This is a genomic window from Longimicrobium sp. (genome assembly GCF_036280135.1).
Taxonomy (GTDB): domain Bacteria; phylum Gemmatimonadota; class Gemmatimonadetes; order Longimicrobiales; family Longimicrobiaceae; genus Longimicrobium.
Genome location: NZ_DASURI010000787.1, coordinates 1 through 14,891, shown reverse-complemented (window position 1 = coordinate 14,891; position 14,891 = coordinate 1). Strand labels below are relative to the sequence as shown.

General features: G+C 71.7%; 15 protein-coding genes. 3 read left to right on the top strand and 12 right to left on the bottom strand.

Annotated elements, in window-relative coordinates; translation table 11 throughout:
- Nucleotides 1–363: energy transducer TonB (locus tag VFZ20_RS25445; protein ID WP_329686772.1), on the top strand; the 363-nt coding region annotated here is incomplete at its 5' end.
- Nucleotides 364–567: 204 nt separating this feature from the next.
- Here the strand turns inward: VFZ20_RS25445 and VFZ20_RS25440 are convergent.
- The 3 genes from VFZ20_RS25440 to VFZ20_RS25430 form a co-directional block, all read right to left on the bottom strand.
- Nucleotides 568–750 (bottom strand): DUF1540 domain-containing protein, encoded by a 183-nt coding sequence (locus tag VFZ20_RS25440; RefSeq protein WP_329686771.1) that lies wholly within the window; start codon nucleotides 748–750, stop codon nucleotides 568–570.
- A 313-nt stretch (nucleotides 751–1,063) separates the two neighbouring features.
- On the bottom strand, nucleotides 1,064–3,556 hold the full coding sequence (locus tag VFZ20_RS25435; RefSeq protein ID WP_329686770.1) for a DUF2723 domain-containing protein: 2,493 nt from the start codon (nucleotides 3,554–3,556) through the stop codon (nucleotides 1,064–1,066).
- Nucleotides 3,557–4,285: 729 nt separating this feature from the next.
- Nucleotides 4,286–6,826: an MHYT domain-containing protein gene (locus tag VFZ20_RS25430; RefSeq protein WP_329686769.1), complete on the bottom strand. Its 2,541-nt coding sequence runs from the start codon at nucleotides 6,824–6,826 to the stop codon at nucleotides 4,286–4,288.
- 356 nt (nucleotides 6,827–7,182) lie between these two features.
- Here VFZ20_RS25430 and VFZ20_RS25425 point away from each other — a divergent pair, with 356 nt between their 5' ends.
- Together VFZ20_RS25425 and VFZ20_RS25420 are read left to right on the top strand one after the other, a co-directional pair.
- Entirely contained in the window at nucleotides 7,183–9,201 is a 2,019-nt protein-coding gene (locus VFZ20_RS25425; protein ID WP_329686768.1) for a histidine kinase, read from the top strand.
- Nucleotides 9,201–9,965 (top strand): LytTR family DNA-binding domain-containing protein, encoded by a 765-nt coding sequence (locus tag VFZ20_RS25420; protein ID WP_329686767.1) that lies wholly within the window; start codon nucleotides 9,201–9,203, stop codon nucleotides 9,963–9,965. The genes VFZ20_RS25425 and VFZ20_RS25420 overlap by 1 nt, the downstream gene beginning before the upstream one ends.
- Nucleotides 9,966–10,561: 596 nt before the next feature.
- Here VFZ20_RS25420 and VFZ20_RS25415 read toward each other — a convergent pair.
- The 9 genes from VFZ20_RS25415 to VFZ20_RS25375 form a co-directional block, all read right to left on the bottom strand.
- Complete coding sequence (locus VFZ20_RS25415; RefSeq protein WP_329686766.1) at nucleotides 10,562–10,768, bottom strand: hypothetical protein; 207 nt, start codon at nucleotides 10,766–10,768, stop codon at nucleotides 10,562–10,564.
- Nucleotides 10,769–10,943: 175 nt separating this feature from the next.
- Nucleotides 10,944–11,801 carry a L,D-transpeptidase gene (locus tag VFZ20_RS25410; RefSeq protein WP_329686765.1) on the bottom strand — a complete coding sequence of 286 codons (858 nt, stop codon included), beginning with the start codon at nucleotides 11,799–11,801 and terminating at the stop codon, nucleotides 10,944–10,946.
- A 666-nt stretch (nucleotides 11,802–12,467) separates the two neighbouring features.
- Entirely contained in the window at nucleotides 12,468–12,626 is a 159-nt protein-coding gene (locus VFZ20_RS25405) for a hypothetical protein (RefSeq protein ID WP_329686764.1), read from the bottom strand.
- Nucleotides 12,627–12,858: 232 nt separating this feature from the next.
- Nucleotides 12,859–13,023 (bottom strand): hypothetical protein, encoded by a 165-nt coding sequence (locus VFZ20_RS25400; protein WP_329686763.1) that lies wholly within the window; start codon nucleotides 13,021–13,023, stop codon nucleotides 12,859–12,861.
- Nucleotides 13,024–13,147: 124 nt separating this feature from the next.
- Nucleotides 13,148–13,612 carry a hypothetical protein gene (locus tag VFZ20_RS25395; protein ID WP_329686762.1) on the bottom strand — a complete coding sequence of 155 codons (465 nt, stop codon included), beginning with the start codon at nucleotides 13,610–13,612 and terminating at the stop codon, nucleotides 13,148–13,150.
- Nucleotides 13,609–13,761 (bottom strand): hypothetical protein, encoded by a 153-nt coding sequence (locus VFZ20_RS25390; protein WP_329686761.1) that lies wholly within the window; start codon nucleotides 13,759–13,761, stop codon nucleotides 13,609–13,611. The genes VFZ20_RS25395 and VFZ20_RS25390 overlap by 4 nt, the downstream gene beginning before the upstream one ends.
- Nucleotides 13,762–13,860: 99 nt before the next feature.
- The gene (locus VFZ20_RS25385) at nucleotides 13,861–14,325 is read right to left on the bottom strand and encodes a hypothetical protein (RefSeq protein ID WP_329686760.1); all 465 of its coding nucleotides are present in this window, start codon (nucleotides 14,323–14,325) and stop codon (nucleotides 13,861–13,863) included.
- A complete protein-coding gene (locus VFZ20_RS25380; protein WP_329686759.1) occupies nucleotides 14,322–14,486 on the bottom strand; it encodes a hypothetical protein in 165 nt (54 codons plus the stop codon). The genes VFZ20_RS25385 and VFZ20_RS25380 overlap by 4 nt, the downstream gene beginning before the upstream one ends.
- Nucleotides 14,487–14,535: 49 nt before the next feature.
- Nucleotides 14,536–14,676, bottom strand: coding sequence for a hypothetical protein (locus VFZ20_RS25375; protein WP_329686758.1), 141 nt, complete (start codon nucleotides 14,674–14,676; stop codon nucleotides 14,536–14,538).
- Nucleotides 14,677–14,891: the final 215 nt, after the last annotated feature.

Here is a 14,891-nt window from a genome sequence, read left to right as displayed (position 1 = left end):
ACGCCGCCCAGCGGCAACCCGAGCCCGCCGTCGCCCCCGGCCGAGGACTTCGTCCCGGACGAGAGCATGGTGGAGGTGCGGCCGGAGCTGAACCGTGACGGCCTGGCGCGGACGATGGAGCGCTACTACCCGTCCATCATGCGCGACAGCCGCGTGGCGGGGCGCGTGGTGGTGGAGGTGATCGTGGACGAGAACGGCCGCGTGCGCCAGGGCTCGGCGCGGATCGTGGAGACCACGCACCCCGCGTTCGGCGAGGCGACGCTGCAGGCGGTGGAGCGGTTCCGCTTTCGCCCCGCGCGGATGGGCGGCACGGCGGTGCCCGTGCGCGTGACGATCCCCATCAACTGGACCGTGCCGCGGTAAGCGGGCCGGATCGGGATGGACGAAGGGCCCCGGACATCGTCCGGGGCCCTTTCTCGTGCCCGGCTCCCCGATCAGGAACGACTGCAACGGCGGGGGACAGGGGACAGGGGACAGGTTACAGGGGACAGCAAGCAACCACGAAAAACGCGCGCGGGCGCCCTGGAAAGGACGCCCGCGCGCGTGCTGGAGGCCTGCGGCGCGCCGTCAGGGGCGCGGGCGGGTGTTGCCCTCCGGAGTGTAGGTGCCGCACTCGGCGCCGTTGCCGCTCACGCGGACCTCGATGCTGCCGGCGTGGCACTCATGGTTCTCGTTGAACTTGCAGTCCGTCACCGTGCACGCCCCGACCACCGAGGTCTGCGGCAGCGACTTTTCAAGGGGGTTCTGCATGAGTTCGTCCTCCGGTTTGGGTTTCGCCTTGCCTCTCCTTCAAGCAAGGTGCGGGCCACGCCGGAAATCCGCAAGTGATCCATCTACAACGACTTGCGCGATGCGAACGATTCTCATCCGCAGAACAGATGATCCTCCACGCCGCCTCCACGCGAGGAACCACGCGCCCGGCACGGGATGGGGTACTCTGCGCCCTCTGCGGCTCTGCGTGAGAAAGGCCGTTCCAGTTCCCTCCCGCCAAACGACACGCGGCCCCCGGACACGAGGTCCGGGGGCCGCGTTTTCATCCGCGCCTTTGCGGGACGCCGTCCGCCTAGCGCTTGTTGGCCAGGTCGGCGAAGCCGTTGGCGCGCTGCGTATAGCGCTCCGTGGCCGCCGCGTCGCCCCGCAGCTGGGCCGCCGTGGCCGCCGCCGCGAACGCGTAGTAGTACTGCATGGGGATGTTGCGCGTGGCGTCATCCGGCCACACGGCGCGGTCCGGCATGTTGCGCCACATGAACACGCGGTTGAACAGCTGCTCGTTGCGCGCGGGATCAAAGTAGCCGCCCGTGAACTGCACCACGCTGGCCTCCATGGGCATCTGCGCCAGCCCCGCCGTCTCGTTGGGGCCCAGCAGCTTGAAGGCCATCCCCTGCCGCGTCACCTGCCCCAGCAGCCCCAGCTCCATGTGGGTGTTGGTGGTGGCGGCGAAGTAGATGGGCCGGTCCCCCCACGCGCCCTGGAGCATCATGGTAAGGAAGTAGTGCGCCGGCTGGAGCTGCTGCCCCGGAGGCAGCGGGAAGGTGATCCCCCGCGCCACGAACGTGTCGCCCTCGTTCGTCTGGAAAAACGCGTTGGCCGCGATGGACTGGATCTCGGCATCCGACAGGCCCAGGATGGGGCGTGTGGGCACCTTTGCCAGGTTGTTGTAGAACGGCGTGCTGGCCGACGGCTGGAACGGACGCTGGCAGGTGATGACCGTGGGGTCTTCCAGCGCCGCGCCGGGACGCGGACAGGGGCGCGTGATGTCGCGCAGCTGCTGCACGTACCAGGGCGTGTTGAAGTACGACATCACGATCACCGTGACGTCGCGCCGGATGCCCTCCACCTCCTGCAGGTACCACAGGGGGAAGGTGTCGTTGTCGCCGTTGGTGATGAGCACGCCGTACGGCTCAACCGACTGCAGCACGTTGTACGCGAAGTCGCGGGCCGCGTAGTCTCCGGCGCGGCTGGCGTACAGGGCGTTGGTGGCCGTGGGCACCAGGGCAATGGCCATCACCGAGGCCGCCGCCAGCGTGTACCGCTCGCGCCGCACGAACGTGGCGCCCAGCGCGGCCCAGCCCGCCAGGAACAGCAGCCCCGCGCCGATGCCGTAGCCGGCGGCCAGCCCCGTCCCCACGCCGCCGCGCACGGCCAGCCCCATCACCGCCATGCCCACGACGAACGCGGGGAACAGGCTGGTGGTCACCGCCGCGGCGGCGGAGCGGGTGGCCCGCAGCGACTCGGCGGCCTGCAGCCACAGCGCCGAGAGGCCCACGCCCACCCACAGGCCCCACACCGAGAAGGTGATGATGTAGAAGTAGTCACGCTCACGAACCTCCGAGCTCTGCAGCCCCATCTGCTGGGCCTGCATGTACCCGTTCTTGAAGTTCATGTAGATGACGAGGCCCACCGACAGCGTAAAGAACAGCACGGCCACGTACCAGAAGCTCTTTCGGTCCCGCTGGTAGTTCTGGATGGCCCCCCACACGCCCAGGGCCAGGAACACCAGGGTAAACGGCAGGCGCCCGGCGCCAAAGTAGCCGTCCGTGCCGCTGAACGAGCGCGACCACTGCCAGTCGAAGTACTGGAAGAAGTTGGCCATCTGGTTGCCGAACGGCGCCATGCGCTCCGACTTCCAGTCCGGCTTCTGGTACTGCTCGCGGCGCAGGGCGGCGCCCAGGTCCGGGCACTCCCCGTCCATGCGGCCCATGGTCACCACGGCCGTGAACGAGCTCATGGCGCTGGCGCACTTGGGCGCCGCCTCGTTGATGACGGGGTCCTGGTTGGCGCGGATGGGCAGGTACAGCTGCACGCTCAGCCCCAGCACCGCCACCAGGGCCAGCCCCGGGTACAGCTTCCAGTTGGCCAGCGACGCCGGCTTTACCAGCAGCAGAAAGACGAGCAGGGCGGGCGCGGCCAGGAACGCCATCAGGTGGTTGCCCACGGACAGCGCCAGGATGAAGACCACCAGCAGGATGGCGTTGTCGTCCTTGAAGCGGCCGTTTCGCTGCCCCCGGTGCTCCTCCACGTGGTCGCGCCACAGGAACGCGATCCACGACATGGCGGCGATGGTGAACAGCGTGACCGTGTACACCTTTTCGTTCACGTTGCTCTGGTTCCACACCGTGAACGCCGTGCCCGAAACCCACACCGACGCAAAGGCGCCCACGCGGCGCACCGTCTCGCTGGGCGTGAAGAACGCCAGGATGCGGTGCACCAGCAGGAACCAGAAGAACGCGGCGCCCGCGCTCATGAACGCGCTGAACAGGTTGATGCGCACGGCCACGGGCAGCCCGAACGGCGTGAGCAGCAGCTCCCAGGCGCGCGCCAGCAGCACGAACAGCGGGTTTCCCGGCGGGTGCGGGATGCCCAGGATGTGGGCCGTGGCGATGTACTCGCTGGTGTCCCAGAACGCCGTCGTGGGCGCCAGGGTAAACGCGTACAGCGCGAACAGGGCCACTGCGGCCGCGAACGCCCACCGGTACGGCGGACTGTGATGGAGGACGACGGGGACGGACTCCGCGCGGGCGCGGGACACCCGTGCGGTCTGGGCGGCTTGGCTCATGAAACCACTCGGCCGTGAGGTCTGTTTCCGGGGAGCTGCACTTCGGGCAAAGATCGTCAAAGCTAAGGGGTTGGACGGGGGCGCGGAAGTAGAGGGTACGAAGGTGCGGCGTACGAAGGTACGCGGCACCGGCGCTCCGCCGTCCTTTTCCTGGCTTCCGTATGGGATGCCGCCCGCCTCCCGGAGGTTGGATCGAGGGCGGATCAGGCGGGAATTCAGGGAGTGGATGGGACCACCGCCCTTTAGCCGGAACGCGTCATCCTGAGAGGGTGTTGCCAGACATCGCGTTGCGAACGCGTCATCCCGAGGAGCCGCCGCGCAACCTTGATTCGCGCGGGTTCCCATGGCGGCGACAAAGGATCTTGCCCGCAAAGCGACAAGCCGGCTCCGCGCACCAGGGCCAGCCTGTCACTTCGCACACAGGATCCTTCGGTCGCGCCAAAACCCTGCGCGTGTTCGTCTTACGCGCGGCGCTCCCTGCATGGAAAGCCGCGGCTGGGCTCGTGCGGGATGGCGTGCCCCGCGCGAGCGCCCCCTCCGGGCTCGCGGAGCTCGCCCACCTCCCCCAAAAACCCCTGGGGGAGGTTGAACTCCTGCTTTCATCCCGCAGGGTGCGCGCAACGCCGAATGACTCAGGATGACGCTCGTGCGATGGCCTGGGAGCCGGGTTCGGCCATTCTCGCGGGAAGACGCGGGGTCGAGTGCGACGTGAAGCGGCTCGGACGGGGATCAGTCCGCCGCGTGGTCGGAGACGACGGACTGGAGGGGGCGGCCCAGGGGGAGGGTGAGCGTAAACGTGCTGCCCTGGCCCTCGGCGCTGCGGGCCGTGAGGTCGCCGCGCATGGCCCGCGCGAGGTCGCGGCTGATGGCCAGGCCCAGCCCCGTGCCCTCCGCCGAGCGGGTGAGGGCCGGGTCCACCTGCACGAACGGCTCGAAGATGGCCTCCAGCTTGTCCGCCGGGATGCCGCGTCCCGTGTCGCGCACGTGGATGCGGGCCCACCGGCCCTCCGTCTCCCACCACAGCTCCACGCGGCCGCCCGGGTCCGTGAACTTGACCGCGTTCGTCAACAGGTTGAGGACGACCTGCTCCATCCGCTCCCGGTCCGCCCGCACGGTCGTCCGGCCGTCGCCGGGGTGGTAGCGGTAGGCCAGGCCCCGCGCGCGGATCTGCGGCTCGACGAGCGCCTCCACGGCGGCCAGCGTGGCGTCCAGGGGCACGTCGTCCAGCGCGTACTGCACCTGCCCCGCCTCGATCTTGGCGAAGTTCAGCACGTCGTTGATGAGCCCCAGCAGGTGCGTCTGGTTGCGGCGGATCTTTTCCAGCGACTCGCGCTGCGGCTGCGTGATGTCGCCGTGGATGCCCATCTCCAGCAGCTGCGTGTACCCGGCGATGGCGTTGAGCGGCGTGCGCAGCTCGTGGCTCATGGTGGCCAGAAAGGCGCTCTTGGCGGCGTTGGCCTCGTCCGCCGCCTCGCGGGCCCGCTCCGCCTCGCGGGTGCGCTCGGCCAGGTCCTCGTAGGCGCGCTGCAGCTCGTCGTGCGCCATCTCCATCTCCGCCTGCGCCTCTTCCAGCTCGGCCGTCTGCTGCTCCAGCTGGTGCCGCGCCTCTTCCGTCTCGCCGAACAGGCGGGCATTGTCGATGGCCATGGCCCCGCGGCGGCCCAGCTCCTCGGCCACGCCCAGGTCCGCCTCGTCGTACGCGCGCCCGCTCTCGGCGTGCACGAGCGAAAGGGCACCCAGCACGCGGCCGCGGGCCACGAAGGGCACGCACACGTAGCTGCGCAGCCCCAGGTCGCGCACCACGCGCAGGTGCTCGTCGTCCACGGCGTTGGCCCGCAGCAGGTCGTCGGGGATGTGGGGCACCAGCTCCGGCCGGCCCGTGCGCACCACGTGGGCCACGCCGTACGGCGCGTCCAGCGGGGTGGGCCAGCGCGCCTCGATCTCCTGCACCAGGCGCACCTTGTGGGGGTCCGTGTGCTGCACGGCCAGGCGCCGCAGCTCGCCGTCGTCCGTCAGCACGTCCACGGCGCACCAGTCCGCCAGCCCGGGGACGGCCAGGTCCGCCACGGCGCGCAGGGTCTTCTCGTAGTCCAGCGACGAGGCCAGCACACGGCTGGCCTCCACGATGAAGCCGCGCGCCGCCTCCACGCGGCGGCGCTCCGTGACGTCCTCCGTGGCGCCTACCCACTCGCGCACGCGGCCGTCCGGCTCCAGCACGGGGACCGCGCGCACGTTCACCTGCCGCCACGCGCCGTCCTCGCGGCGCAGGCGGTACTCCATCTGCAGCACGCGCTTTTCGCCCAGGGCGCGCTTCCAGTCCTGGCGCACGCGGTCGCGGTCGTCGGGGTGCACGGCCTCCAGCCACCCCCATCCGCCGAACCGGTCCGCGGGGAGCCCCGTGTACGCGGCCAGCTCCGGCTGCGGCCCCGCAAGCTCGCCGCCGGGCGTGGCCGTCCACACGATCTGCGACGAGGCCACGACGAGCGAGCGGAACCGGGCCTCGCTGCGGCGCACGGCCTCGGTCTCGGCGTCGCGGGCGCGCATCCGCCGGTCCACCAGCGCGCTCAGCAGGGTAATGCCCAGCAGCACCAGCGTCCCCACGATGACGCCGGCGGCCAGCCCCGGCGTGCGCAGCACGTGGTCCTGGGGCACGGACACGCCGCCCGCGTGGACGTGAAAGCGCGCGGCGGCCATGGCCGTGTAGTGCATCCCCGAGATGGCGGCGCCCATCACCAGGGCCGCCCCCAGCTTGCGCGTGCGTCCGCCCCGCGCGTCGTCCGCGCGGGTGCGCAGGAACAGGCCCAGGGCGGCCCCCGCGGCGGCCACGGCGATGACGATGGACGCGGCCACCAGGCGCGGATCGTAGGTGATGCGGCCGGGGATGCGCATGGCGGCCATCCCCACGTAGTGCATGCCGGCGATGGCGGCGCCCATCAGCAGGCCGGCGGCGGCCAGCGAGACGCGGTGCACGTGGGGGCGGCTGGCCACCCACAGGGCCAGCACGGACGCCACGACGGCCACGCCCATGGACAGCAGCCACAGGGGCACGTCGTAGGTGATGGGGACGGGCAGCCGGTGGGCCAGCATCCCCACGAAGTGCATGCTCCAGATGCCGATGCCCATGGCCACGCTGCCACCCGCCAGCCACGCCAGGCGAAAGCGGCCGCGGGCGGCGTGCACGCGCGAGCCCAGCGTCAGCGCGGTGTACGACGCGAAGACGGCGATGACGATCGAAAAAGCCACCAGGGCGTAGTTGTAGCTGCCCTTCATGGATCGCGTGGATGGACCGGGGTGTGGCTCCCGACGAAAACCGGATGCTGCGGTCGATCGTCGCAAGAAGGGTTCCGGTCAGGGAGTGCCGAGTGCCGAGTGCCGAGTGCCAAGTGCCAAGTGCCAAGTGCCAAGTGCCGAGTGCGGAGTACCGAGTGGGAGAAGCGCCGGCTCGTCGAACACGCGGCGGTTTCCTGGTGCGCGTGATCCTGCCCGGCCATCCACCCCGCCCGCGCGACGGTCCGCCCCTCGCGGCCGACGGGGCGCCCCCGTCCGCTCGTGCAGGGGGGCGAAGGACGCGTACGTTTCCGCGCGGTCCCCACTCGTCCGTCCCCCCATCCTTCATCGCTCGACGCATGATCCGCCGCGTTCGGCATCCGTGGTTCCGGGTCGCGTTCACGGCCCTGTGGCTGGTGGACGCGCTGGCCCACGCGGCCATGCTGCGCCTGTACCTGGCGCCGGGGGAGACGTGGACGACGTGCCTGCTCACGGGGTTCTACGACAGCGCGGGGTGGGCCCTCATCTGCGCGGCGGGATACGGGCTGGCCTGGCGCACGCCCCTGGAGGGCCCCTCCGTCGCCCGGCGGCTTGCGCGCCTGGCCGGCGTGGCGGCGCTGCTGGTGGCGATCCGCCTGGCCGTGGTGGACGGGCTGTCGCGCGTGACCGCGCTGCCGGGGCTGCCGGAGCGGCCCGCCGTGGTCGCCATGCTGGGCGGCCAGCTGCTGACGGCCGTCCTGGCGCTGGGGCTGGGCTATGCCGTCGCCTACTTCTTTCGCTACCGCGAGCAGGCGGCCGCCGTCTCCCGCGCGCAGGCACAGCTGGCCCGGGCGGAGCTGTCCGCGCTCCAGGCGCAGCTCAACCCGCACTTCCTGTTCAACGCGCTCAACTCCGTCGCCGCGCTCATGCACGTGGACGCGGGCGGCGCGCGGCGGGTGCTGGACCGGCTGGGGCAGCTGCTGCGCGTCTCGCTGGAGCGCTCCGGCGCGGCCATGGTACCGCTGGGGGACGAGCTGGATTTCGTGGCGGCGTACCTGGAGATCGAGCAGGCGCGGATGGGCGGGCGACTGTCCGTCCGCGTGCAGGCGGACGCCGCCGCGCGCGCCGTCCCCGTGCCGCACCTGGTGCTGCAGCCGCTGGTGGAGAACGCGGTCAAGCACGGGCTGGCCACGCGGCGGGGTCCGGGACGGGTGGAGGTGCGCGCGATGCTCGCGGGCCGGCGGCTGCGGCTGGAAGTGGCGGACGACGGCGTGGGGCTGCCGCACGGGTGGAGCCCGGACCGCGTGGGCGTGGGCATCGGCAACACGCGGGCGCGGCTGGAGCAGCTGTACGGCCGCGCGCACCGCTTTCGGCTGATGCGCGGAAAGGGCGGCGGCGTGCGGGCCCGCGTGGTGCTTCCGCGCAAGGCCGTCCGCCCCCGTCCCGCGCCCGCCGCCCCCGTCCGTCCCGCGGACGCGCGGATGGTGGAGCGCGAGGTGCTGCCCTGGGCCGCGGCGTTCTGGGCCGCGCACCTCGTCCTTGCCACGGCCGCGCTGGTCGTGGCCGGCCTTCTGGGTGGCCCCCCGGCCACGGCGGCGTCCGTCCTCCGCTCTCCCGTGGCGAACACGGCGGCGTGGCTGGCGACGTCGTTCATCCTGCTGCGCGTGGCGGGGTGCTTTCCCTTCACGCGGGGCCGGCGGATGGCCAACGTCGTCCTCAACGCCGCCGCCGTCCTGGGGCTGACGCTGGCGTTCGTGGGGATGCGATCCGCCGTCACGGGCGCGCCGTTCGCCCGCACCTTTCACCTGGTGTACCCCGCCGCCATCGTGATCGCCACCAACCTGCTGGGTATCGCGCACGCGCTGCACTACCGCGTGGCGTCGCGCGAGCAGGAGGTGGTAGCCGCACGGCTGGAGGCGCGGCGTGCGCGGACGGAGCTGTCCGCGCTGCAGGCGCAGGTGCATCCGCGGCTGATGTTCGACGCCCTGGACGCCGTCTCCGCGCGCATGGGGACGGACGTGCCCGCGGCGGAGCGCCTGCTGGCGCGCCTGGGCGACCTGCTGCGCCTGTCGCTGGGCCGCGCGGACGCGGACACCGTCCCCCTGGCGGACGCGCTGGACCACGCGGCCGCGTACCTGGAGGTGGCCCGCGCGGCGCGTGGCGAACGGACGACGGTGACGGTGGATGCGGATCCACCCGCGCGCGCCGTCCCCGTGCCGCGCGGCCTGCTGCGGCCACTGCTGGACGACGCCCTGCGCGCGACGCCCGGCCGCGTGACGCTCCACGCGGCGGTGGCGGATGGCGGACTGCGCGTCACCCTGGAGACGGGCGGGGATGCGGGTGAAAGAATCATCGAGATGCCGCTGCCGGCCGCGGCGGCGGTAGAGAGCGAGGCGTGATGGCGGTGATCCGCGCGCTGGTCGTGGACGACGAGCCCCTGGGCCGCGACCGCGTGCGCCGGCTGCTGGAGCAGGAGGCGGACGTGGAGGTGGCGGGCGCGTGCGAGGACGGGCAGGAGGCCGTGGACGCCATCCTGTCCCTGCGCCCGGACCTCGTCTTCCTGGACGTGCAGATGCCGGTGCTGGACGGCTTCGGGGTGATCGAGGCCGTGGGCGCGGCGCGGATGCCGCCCGTGGTCTTCGTGACGGCGTTCGACCGCTACGCCATCTCCGCGTTCGAGGTGAACGCGCTGGACTACCTGCTCAAGCCGTTCGACGGGGAGCGCTTCCAGGCCGCCATGCGGCGCGTGCGCGAGCGGCTGGCCCACCCCGCGGCGGACCCGCTGGAGGCGCGGCTGGCGGCCGTGCTGCGGCAGGTGGGCCAGGGCACGCCGTACGCGGAGCGGCTGGTGGTGCGCACGGGGCGGCAGTACCGGATGGTGGGGGTGGGCGAGGTGGACTGGCTGGAGGCGGCCGACAACTACGTAAAGCTGCACGTGGCTGGCCGCGTGCTCATGCTGCGCGGCACCCTGGGCGCGCTGGAGGGCCGGCTGGACCCGCGCCGGTTCCTGCGCATCCACCGCTCCATGATCGTGAACCTGGACCGGGTGACGAGCATCGAGCCGTGGGGCAACGCCGAGTACCTCGTGGTGCTCAAGGACGGAACGAAGCTCACCTCCAGCCGCGGCTACCGCGAGCAGATGATGGAGCTGCTGCGAGGGTGAGGATGGGAAAGTGGCAGGGGTGAAGTGACAGGGGCCTAGTGCCTAGTACCTAGTGCCTAGTGCCTAGTGCCAAGTGCAAGACGGGCTGCAGCGCGGCCCCATGGCGCCGGACACTTCATCCCGAGGAGGAAGCTGTTTGGAAACCCGCGTCCATGATGCGTCATCCTGGGTCCTTCGGGCGCTGCGGGCACCGCGATGGGATGAAAGTGCTCCAACCTCCCCCAGGTTTTTCGGGGGAGGTGGGCGAGCTCCGCGAGCCCGGAGGGGGCGCTCGCGCGGAGGCTGCCACAAGCTCCCGAGCCTGCACTTTCATTCGGGGAGCCCCCGCTCACCTCCTCAAACGTGCACGCACCGCGCGGCCGAAGGATCTTGTGTGCGAGACTCGGAGGCGGATTCCGTGCACGAGGGTCGCCCCCGAGCTTCGCGGACACGATCCTTCGTCGCCGCCTATGGATCACGCATGGACAGACGCGACGGCTCCTCAGGAGGACGCCCCAGGCTCATCCGGGTTATTCAACATCTCTGCGGAGCCGCCTGCGGTCTTGGCCGACGCGAGAGCCACGCGGCACCCACGGACAGCCACCGGTCTCACGCTTTCACCGGCCGGGCCGCCGTGCCCTGGCGTGGCGCGTGGATGCGCGGACGCCGGTGGACGTGAACGAGATGCCCCCGATGATCCACATCAGCACCCAGGCGAGCGCGTGGGGAAGAAGGAAGTCCAGCACGGGATAGAGGACGAAGAGAATCGCCACGCCGGCGATCCACTCCATCAACAGCGACAGTGCAACCCTGGCGCGCGGCATCCATCCTCCTCCCGTGAGCTCTCGCCCTCCCCTTCCGCCTTCCAACGTACGAGGACCAGGACGCGTTCGATTCACGGGTGAGAACCCGCACTTGGCACTTGGCACTTGGCACTCAAAAGCCCCACCCGCGCGCGGCGGATGGGGCTTCGATGCGTCCGGCCGTGAGACCGCGACGTCAGTAGATGTACACAGGTGTCCCCACGGGCACGTTCTCGAAGACGAACTCGATGTCGTCGTCGAACAGGCGCACGCAGCCGTGCGTTCCCCAGAAGCCCACGGCCAGCGGGTCGTTGGTGCCGTGGATGAGGATGCCGTCACCCGTGTCGAGCTTGTACTTGCCCAGCACGCCGGGGATCTGCCGGTTCACCGTGCCGAACGGGGGGATGTACATCACCCCGCCGTACACCAGCGGCCGCTCGGCCGGGATGGTGTCGAACTGCGCGCCGTTCTGGATGCCCAGGTAGCGCCCGCGGCGCACCACGCGCCCGCCCTCCTCCAGCGCGATGCCGGCCGCCGGAAACGGACGCAGGGGGCCGTCGTGCAGCCCCTCGTAGTGCCAGTCGGGCGGGTTCCACATGGGGTCGGCTTCCTTGGCCAGCACCGTCCGGCGCCCGCGCGGCGTGCTGAAGTCGCGCACGCCGATGCCGCGGCGCCCGCGGACGATCCCCATCCCCACGCCCGCCGCCGCTTCCAGCAGCGTGTCGCGGCCGTCGATGAGCCACAGCTTGCGGTCGTAGATGGAGACGACGATGCGGCGGCCCGTGGCCGTGGCCGCGGCGCGGCGCCAGCGCACCCACTCCAGGCTGTCCGCCCGGCTGGTGGGGTGCGTGGGCGCCGGGTCCGGGTTGTCCACGCCGATGCGGCGCAGACGGTCCGCCATCAGCTCCTCGCGCGTCACCAGGCCCGTGCGGGGGGCGTCGGCGGGCTCGGGAACGGTGTCGGGCGATTGCTGCGCCGCCAGGGGCGCCGCCAGGACCAGGGCCGACAGTGCGGCCAGCCCCAGCGCGCGAATGCGATGGACCTGCGGGAACATCAGGGTGAACTCCTCACGGGTGTACGGCGTTCTCACGCAATGAGTTTGGCGAAAACAAGCGCCGCGTCAAGGGCGCCGTGCGCGGGACGGCGAAACGGGCCGGCAGGTTTCATCCGCTTCCCATGCTCCGCCTGGCCCAAAGCGGACGGTGGATGACGAGTTCCGCCCGCCGCCGTCACAACCCCCGGGGGCAGGATTCGTTCCCGCCCGGGTCCCCCCCGCAGGCTCCTCGGCCGGACCGGGACGGGCGGCTGCGGCACACACGCCCCAGACGGGACAGCAGAGGGACGGAAATCCGCACTCAGGAAACGGCGGATGAAGAGGCTCCGTGTCGTAACCGGCTCCTCTGCACGCACTTGCAAACGGACGAATTCAGCGGCCCGCCGGGTATGCCGGTTGCCATAGGGGATGCCGCGTCCACCGGTGACCCGGGGGACCGACGCCCCTCACCCGCCGTCTGCTGCCGCGCGCATCCTTCCGCACGCGATCACGGCAGCATAAGACCATCCGCCGCGCCCCCTCCCGGCAGTTCCCCGAGCGGCCCCGGGCTCCACGTGAGCCCGGGGCCGCGCTCCATTCGTCATCCGGGAATCCGCGAAACCCCTTCCCCGGGCCCGGAGAAGGGGTGACGGACCGCCGCCGCGGATCAGCCGTGGGCGGGCCGGCTCACGGGCCGACGGGCTCCGACGTGTCGCCGGTGAGGGTGCCCAGGTCGATGGAATCCACCGCGTACAGCTGCTGCTCCTGCCGCGCCACGTCGGCGCCGGCCGCCGCGGCATTGGCCAGGCTGCCCAGGGGGATGATGGAAGGGGTGAACTCTGCCATTCGGGGTGCTCCGCGCCAGGGGAAAGTGCCGGCGGCCGGGTCGCCGCCGGAATGCGGGGCGTCCGCGCCCCATCCGCCGCGCGACAAGGCAGAACGGACGGCGGAGCGGATGCGGATCGTGCGAAAACCGGGTGCCCGGGGCCCGCCGCGGGCACCCGGGCACGGACCCGGCGTCCCGGGCAGACGCCGGGCTACCGGCTGTGTTCCCGCGCGTCCGGGCGGGGCCCGGCGCTCAGGGCCAGTCGGGCGCCGGCGGAACGTAGCCGGTGGTGGTGTTGCTGATGTCGATGGGGCTGTACGCCGAGATCGACTGCTCCTGCTGGGCCAGCTGCGACGCGGTCGCGGCGGCGTCGGCAAGGCTGCCCAGGGGGACGATGGTGGGGCTGAACTCTGCCATGGTGCGAAGCTCCTGGATGGGGAAAGACACGGCGACGGGCTCCGTCGCCCTCACGCGCCGCGCCCGCGCTCCGCACGCGGAGCCGGCCCGGCGAGACACGCGCGGATCAGCGGTACGCGGACGGCTAGGCGAAGGCCGGCGCCGGAACGGGCGTCTCGGGGTTCGCCGCCCGCTTTTGCCCCTCGCTGGGGTTGTAGCAGTCCGTGACGATGGCCGGGCAGCGGTAGCACGCGGACTTGCCCTCCTGCTTCCACCAGCGGCACTCCGGCCGCAGCTGGCAGGCGGGCAGGGCCTTGCTGGCGGGCGGCATGAGCTGCACGAGCTTGGTGGCCAGCCGGCAGTCGTGCCCGTCAAAGTGCGAGCAGGCGCCGCCGGCGCACGGCGCGCCAAAGCGGAACACCTCGGTGGGCTTGACGGGGCCGGCCATGGCCAGCAGCTCGTCCGAGACGGGCACGCGCCCCTCCAGGTAGCCCACGCGCCGCTCGCCCACCGTGCCGCCCACGACGCCAAAGGCGAACGCACCCTCCTGCCCCGGCTGTGCGCTGGGGCAGAAGGGGACCTCGCCGCGAGAGCGAGGCTCGGCGCTCACGGGTTGGCCAGGGCGATGCCGGTCGTGGTGCCGAAGTCGTCGCCGCCGATGGCGTACAGCTGCTGCTCCTGCTGCGCGACGCCGGCGCTGGCCGCGGCGGCCTCGGCCAGGCTGCCCAGGGGGACGATGGTGGGGCTGAACTCTGCCATGGGTGGGGCTCTCCGGAACGGGGAAAGGAACGTGGCGGCGAACACCGCCGCCCTCACGCGCCGGGCCGCGAAGGCGGGCCGGCGACAATCACGTGCGCGTCAGGCCGCGGCCGGCGCCGGTACGGGCGTCCCGGGGTTCGCGGCCCGCTTTTGCGCTTCGCTGGGGTTGTAGCAGTCCGTGACGATGGCGGGGCAGCGATGGCACGCCGACTTGCCCTCCTGCTTCCACCAGCGGCAGTCCGGCCGCAGCTGGCAGGCGGGCAGCGCCTTGCTGACCGGCGGCATGAGCTGCACGAGCTTGGTCACCAGCCGGCAGTCGCTGCCGTCGAAGTGCGAGCAGCGGCTGCCCGAGCACGGCGCGCCAAAGCGAAAGACCTCCGTCGGCTTGACGGGGCCGGCCAGGGCCAGCAGCTCGTCCGTGACGGGCACGCGTCCTTCCAGGTAGCCCACCCGCCGCTCTCCCACCGTGCCGCCCACCACGCCAAAGGCGAACGCGCCCTTTTGCCCCGGCTGTGCGCTGGGGCAAAAGGGGACCTCGCCGCGGGAGCGAGGCTCCGCGCTCACGGGACGAACGAATCGTCCGGCCGGTCGATGATGCCGGTCGTGGTGCCGATGTCCGTGCCGATGGCGTACTGGACCTGCTCCTGCCGTGCGACCTCGGCGCCGGCCGCGGCCGCATCGGCCAGGCTGCCCAGGGGGATGATGGTGGGGCTGAACGCTGCCATGGTGCGGCTCCGGGATGGGGGAAGGGCGACGGCGGTTGAGCGCCCGCCGTCAGGGCGCGATAAAGCCGGTCAGGGTCCCGGGGCCCTCGGCGCTCACACCCTGCTGTTCTTCCTGCGCCAGCTGGGAGCCCAGGGCGGCGGCCTCGGCGAGGCTGCCCAGGGGGATGATCTGCGGGGTGGCGTCGGACATGGCGCGCTCCAGAAGAGGGGGGAGTTCGGCACGGATGACAACGCATCCTAAACACGCCGGATTGTGACGTCAACCCTCATCCATCGCCCGGCCCTTCATGCTACCGATCTCGTTGCAGAGCAAGAATTTCAGCCCTGAACCATCTCGTCCCGGACTGGCGCATGCGATGCGGTACGCGCCACCCTTGAAGCACGTTGCGCGGCACACGAAAGCAG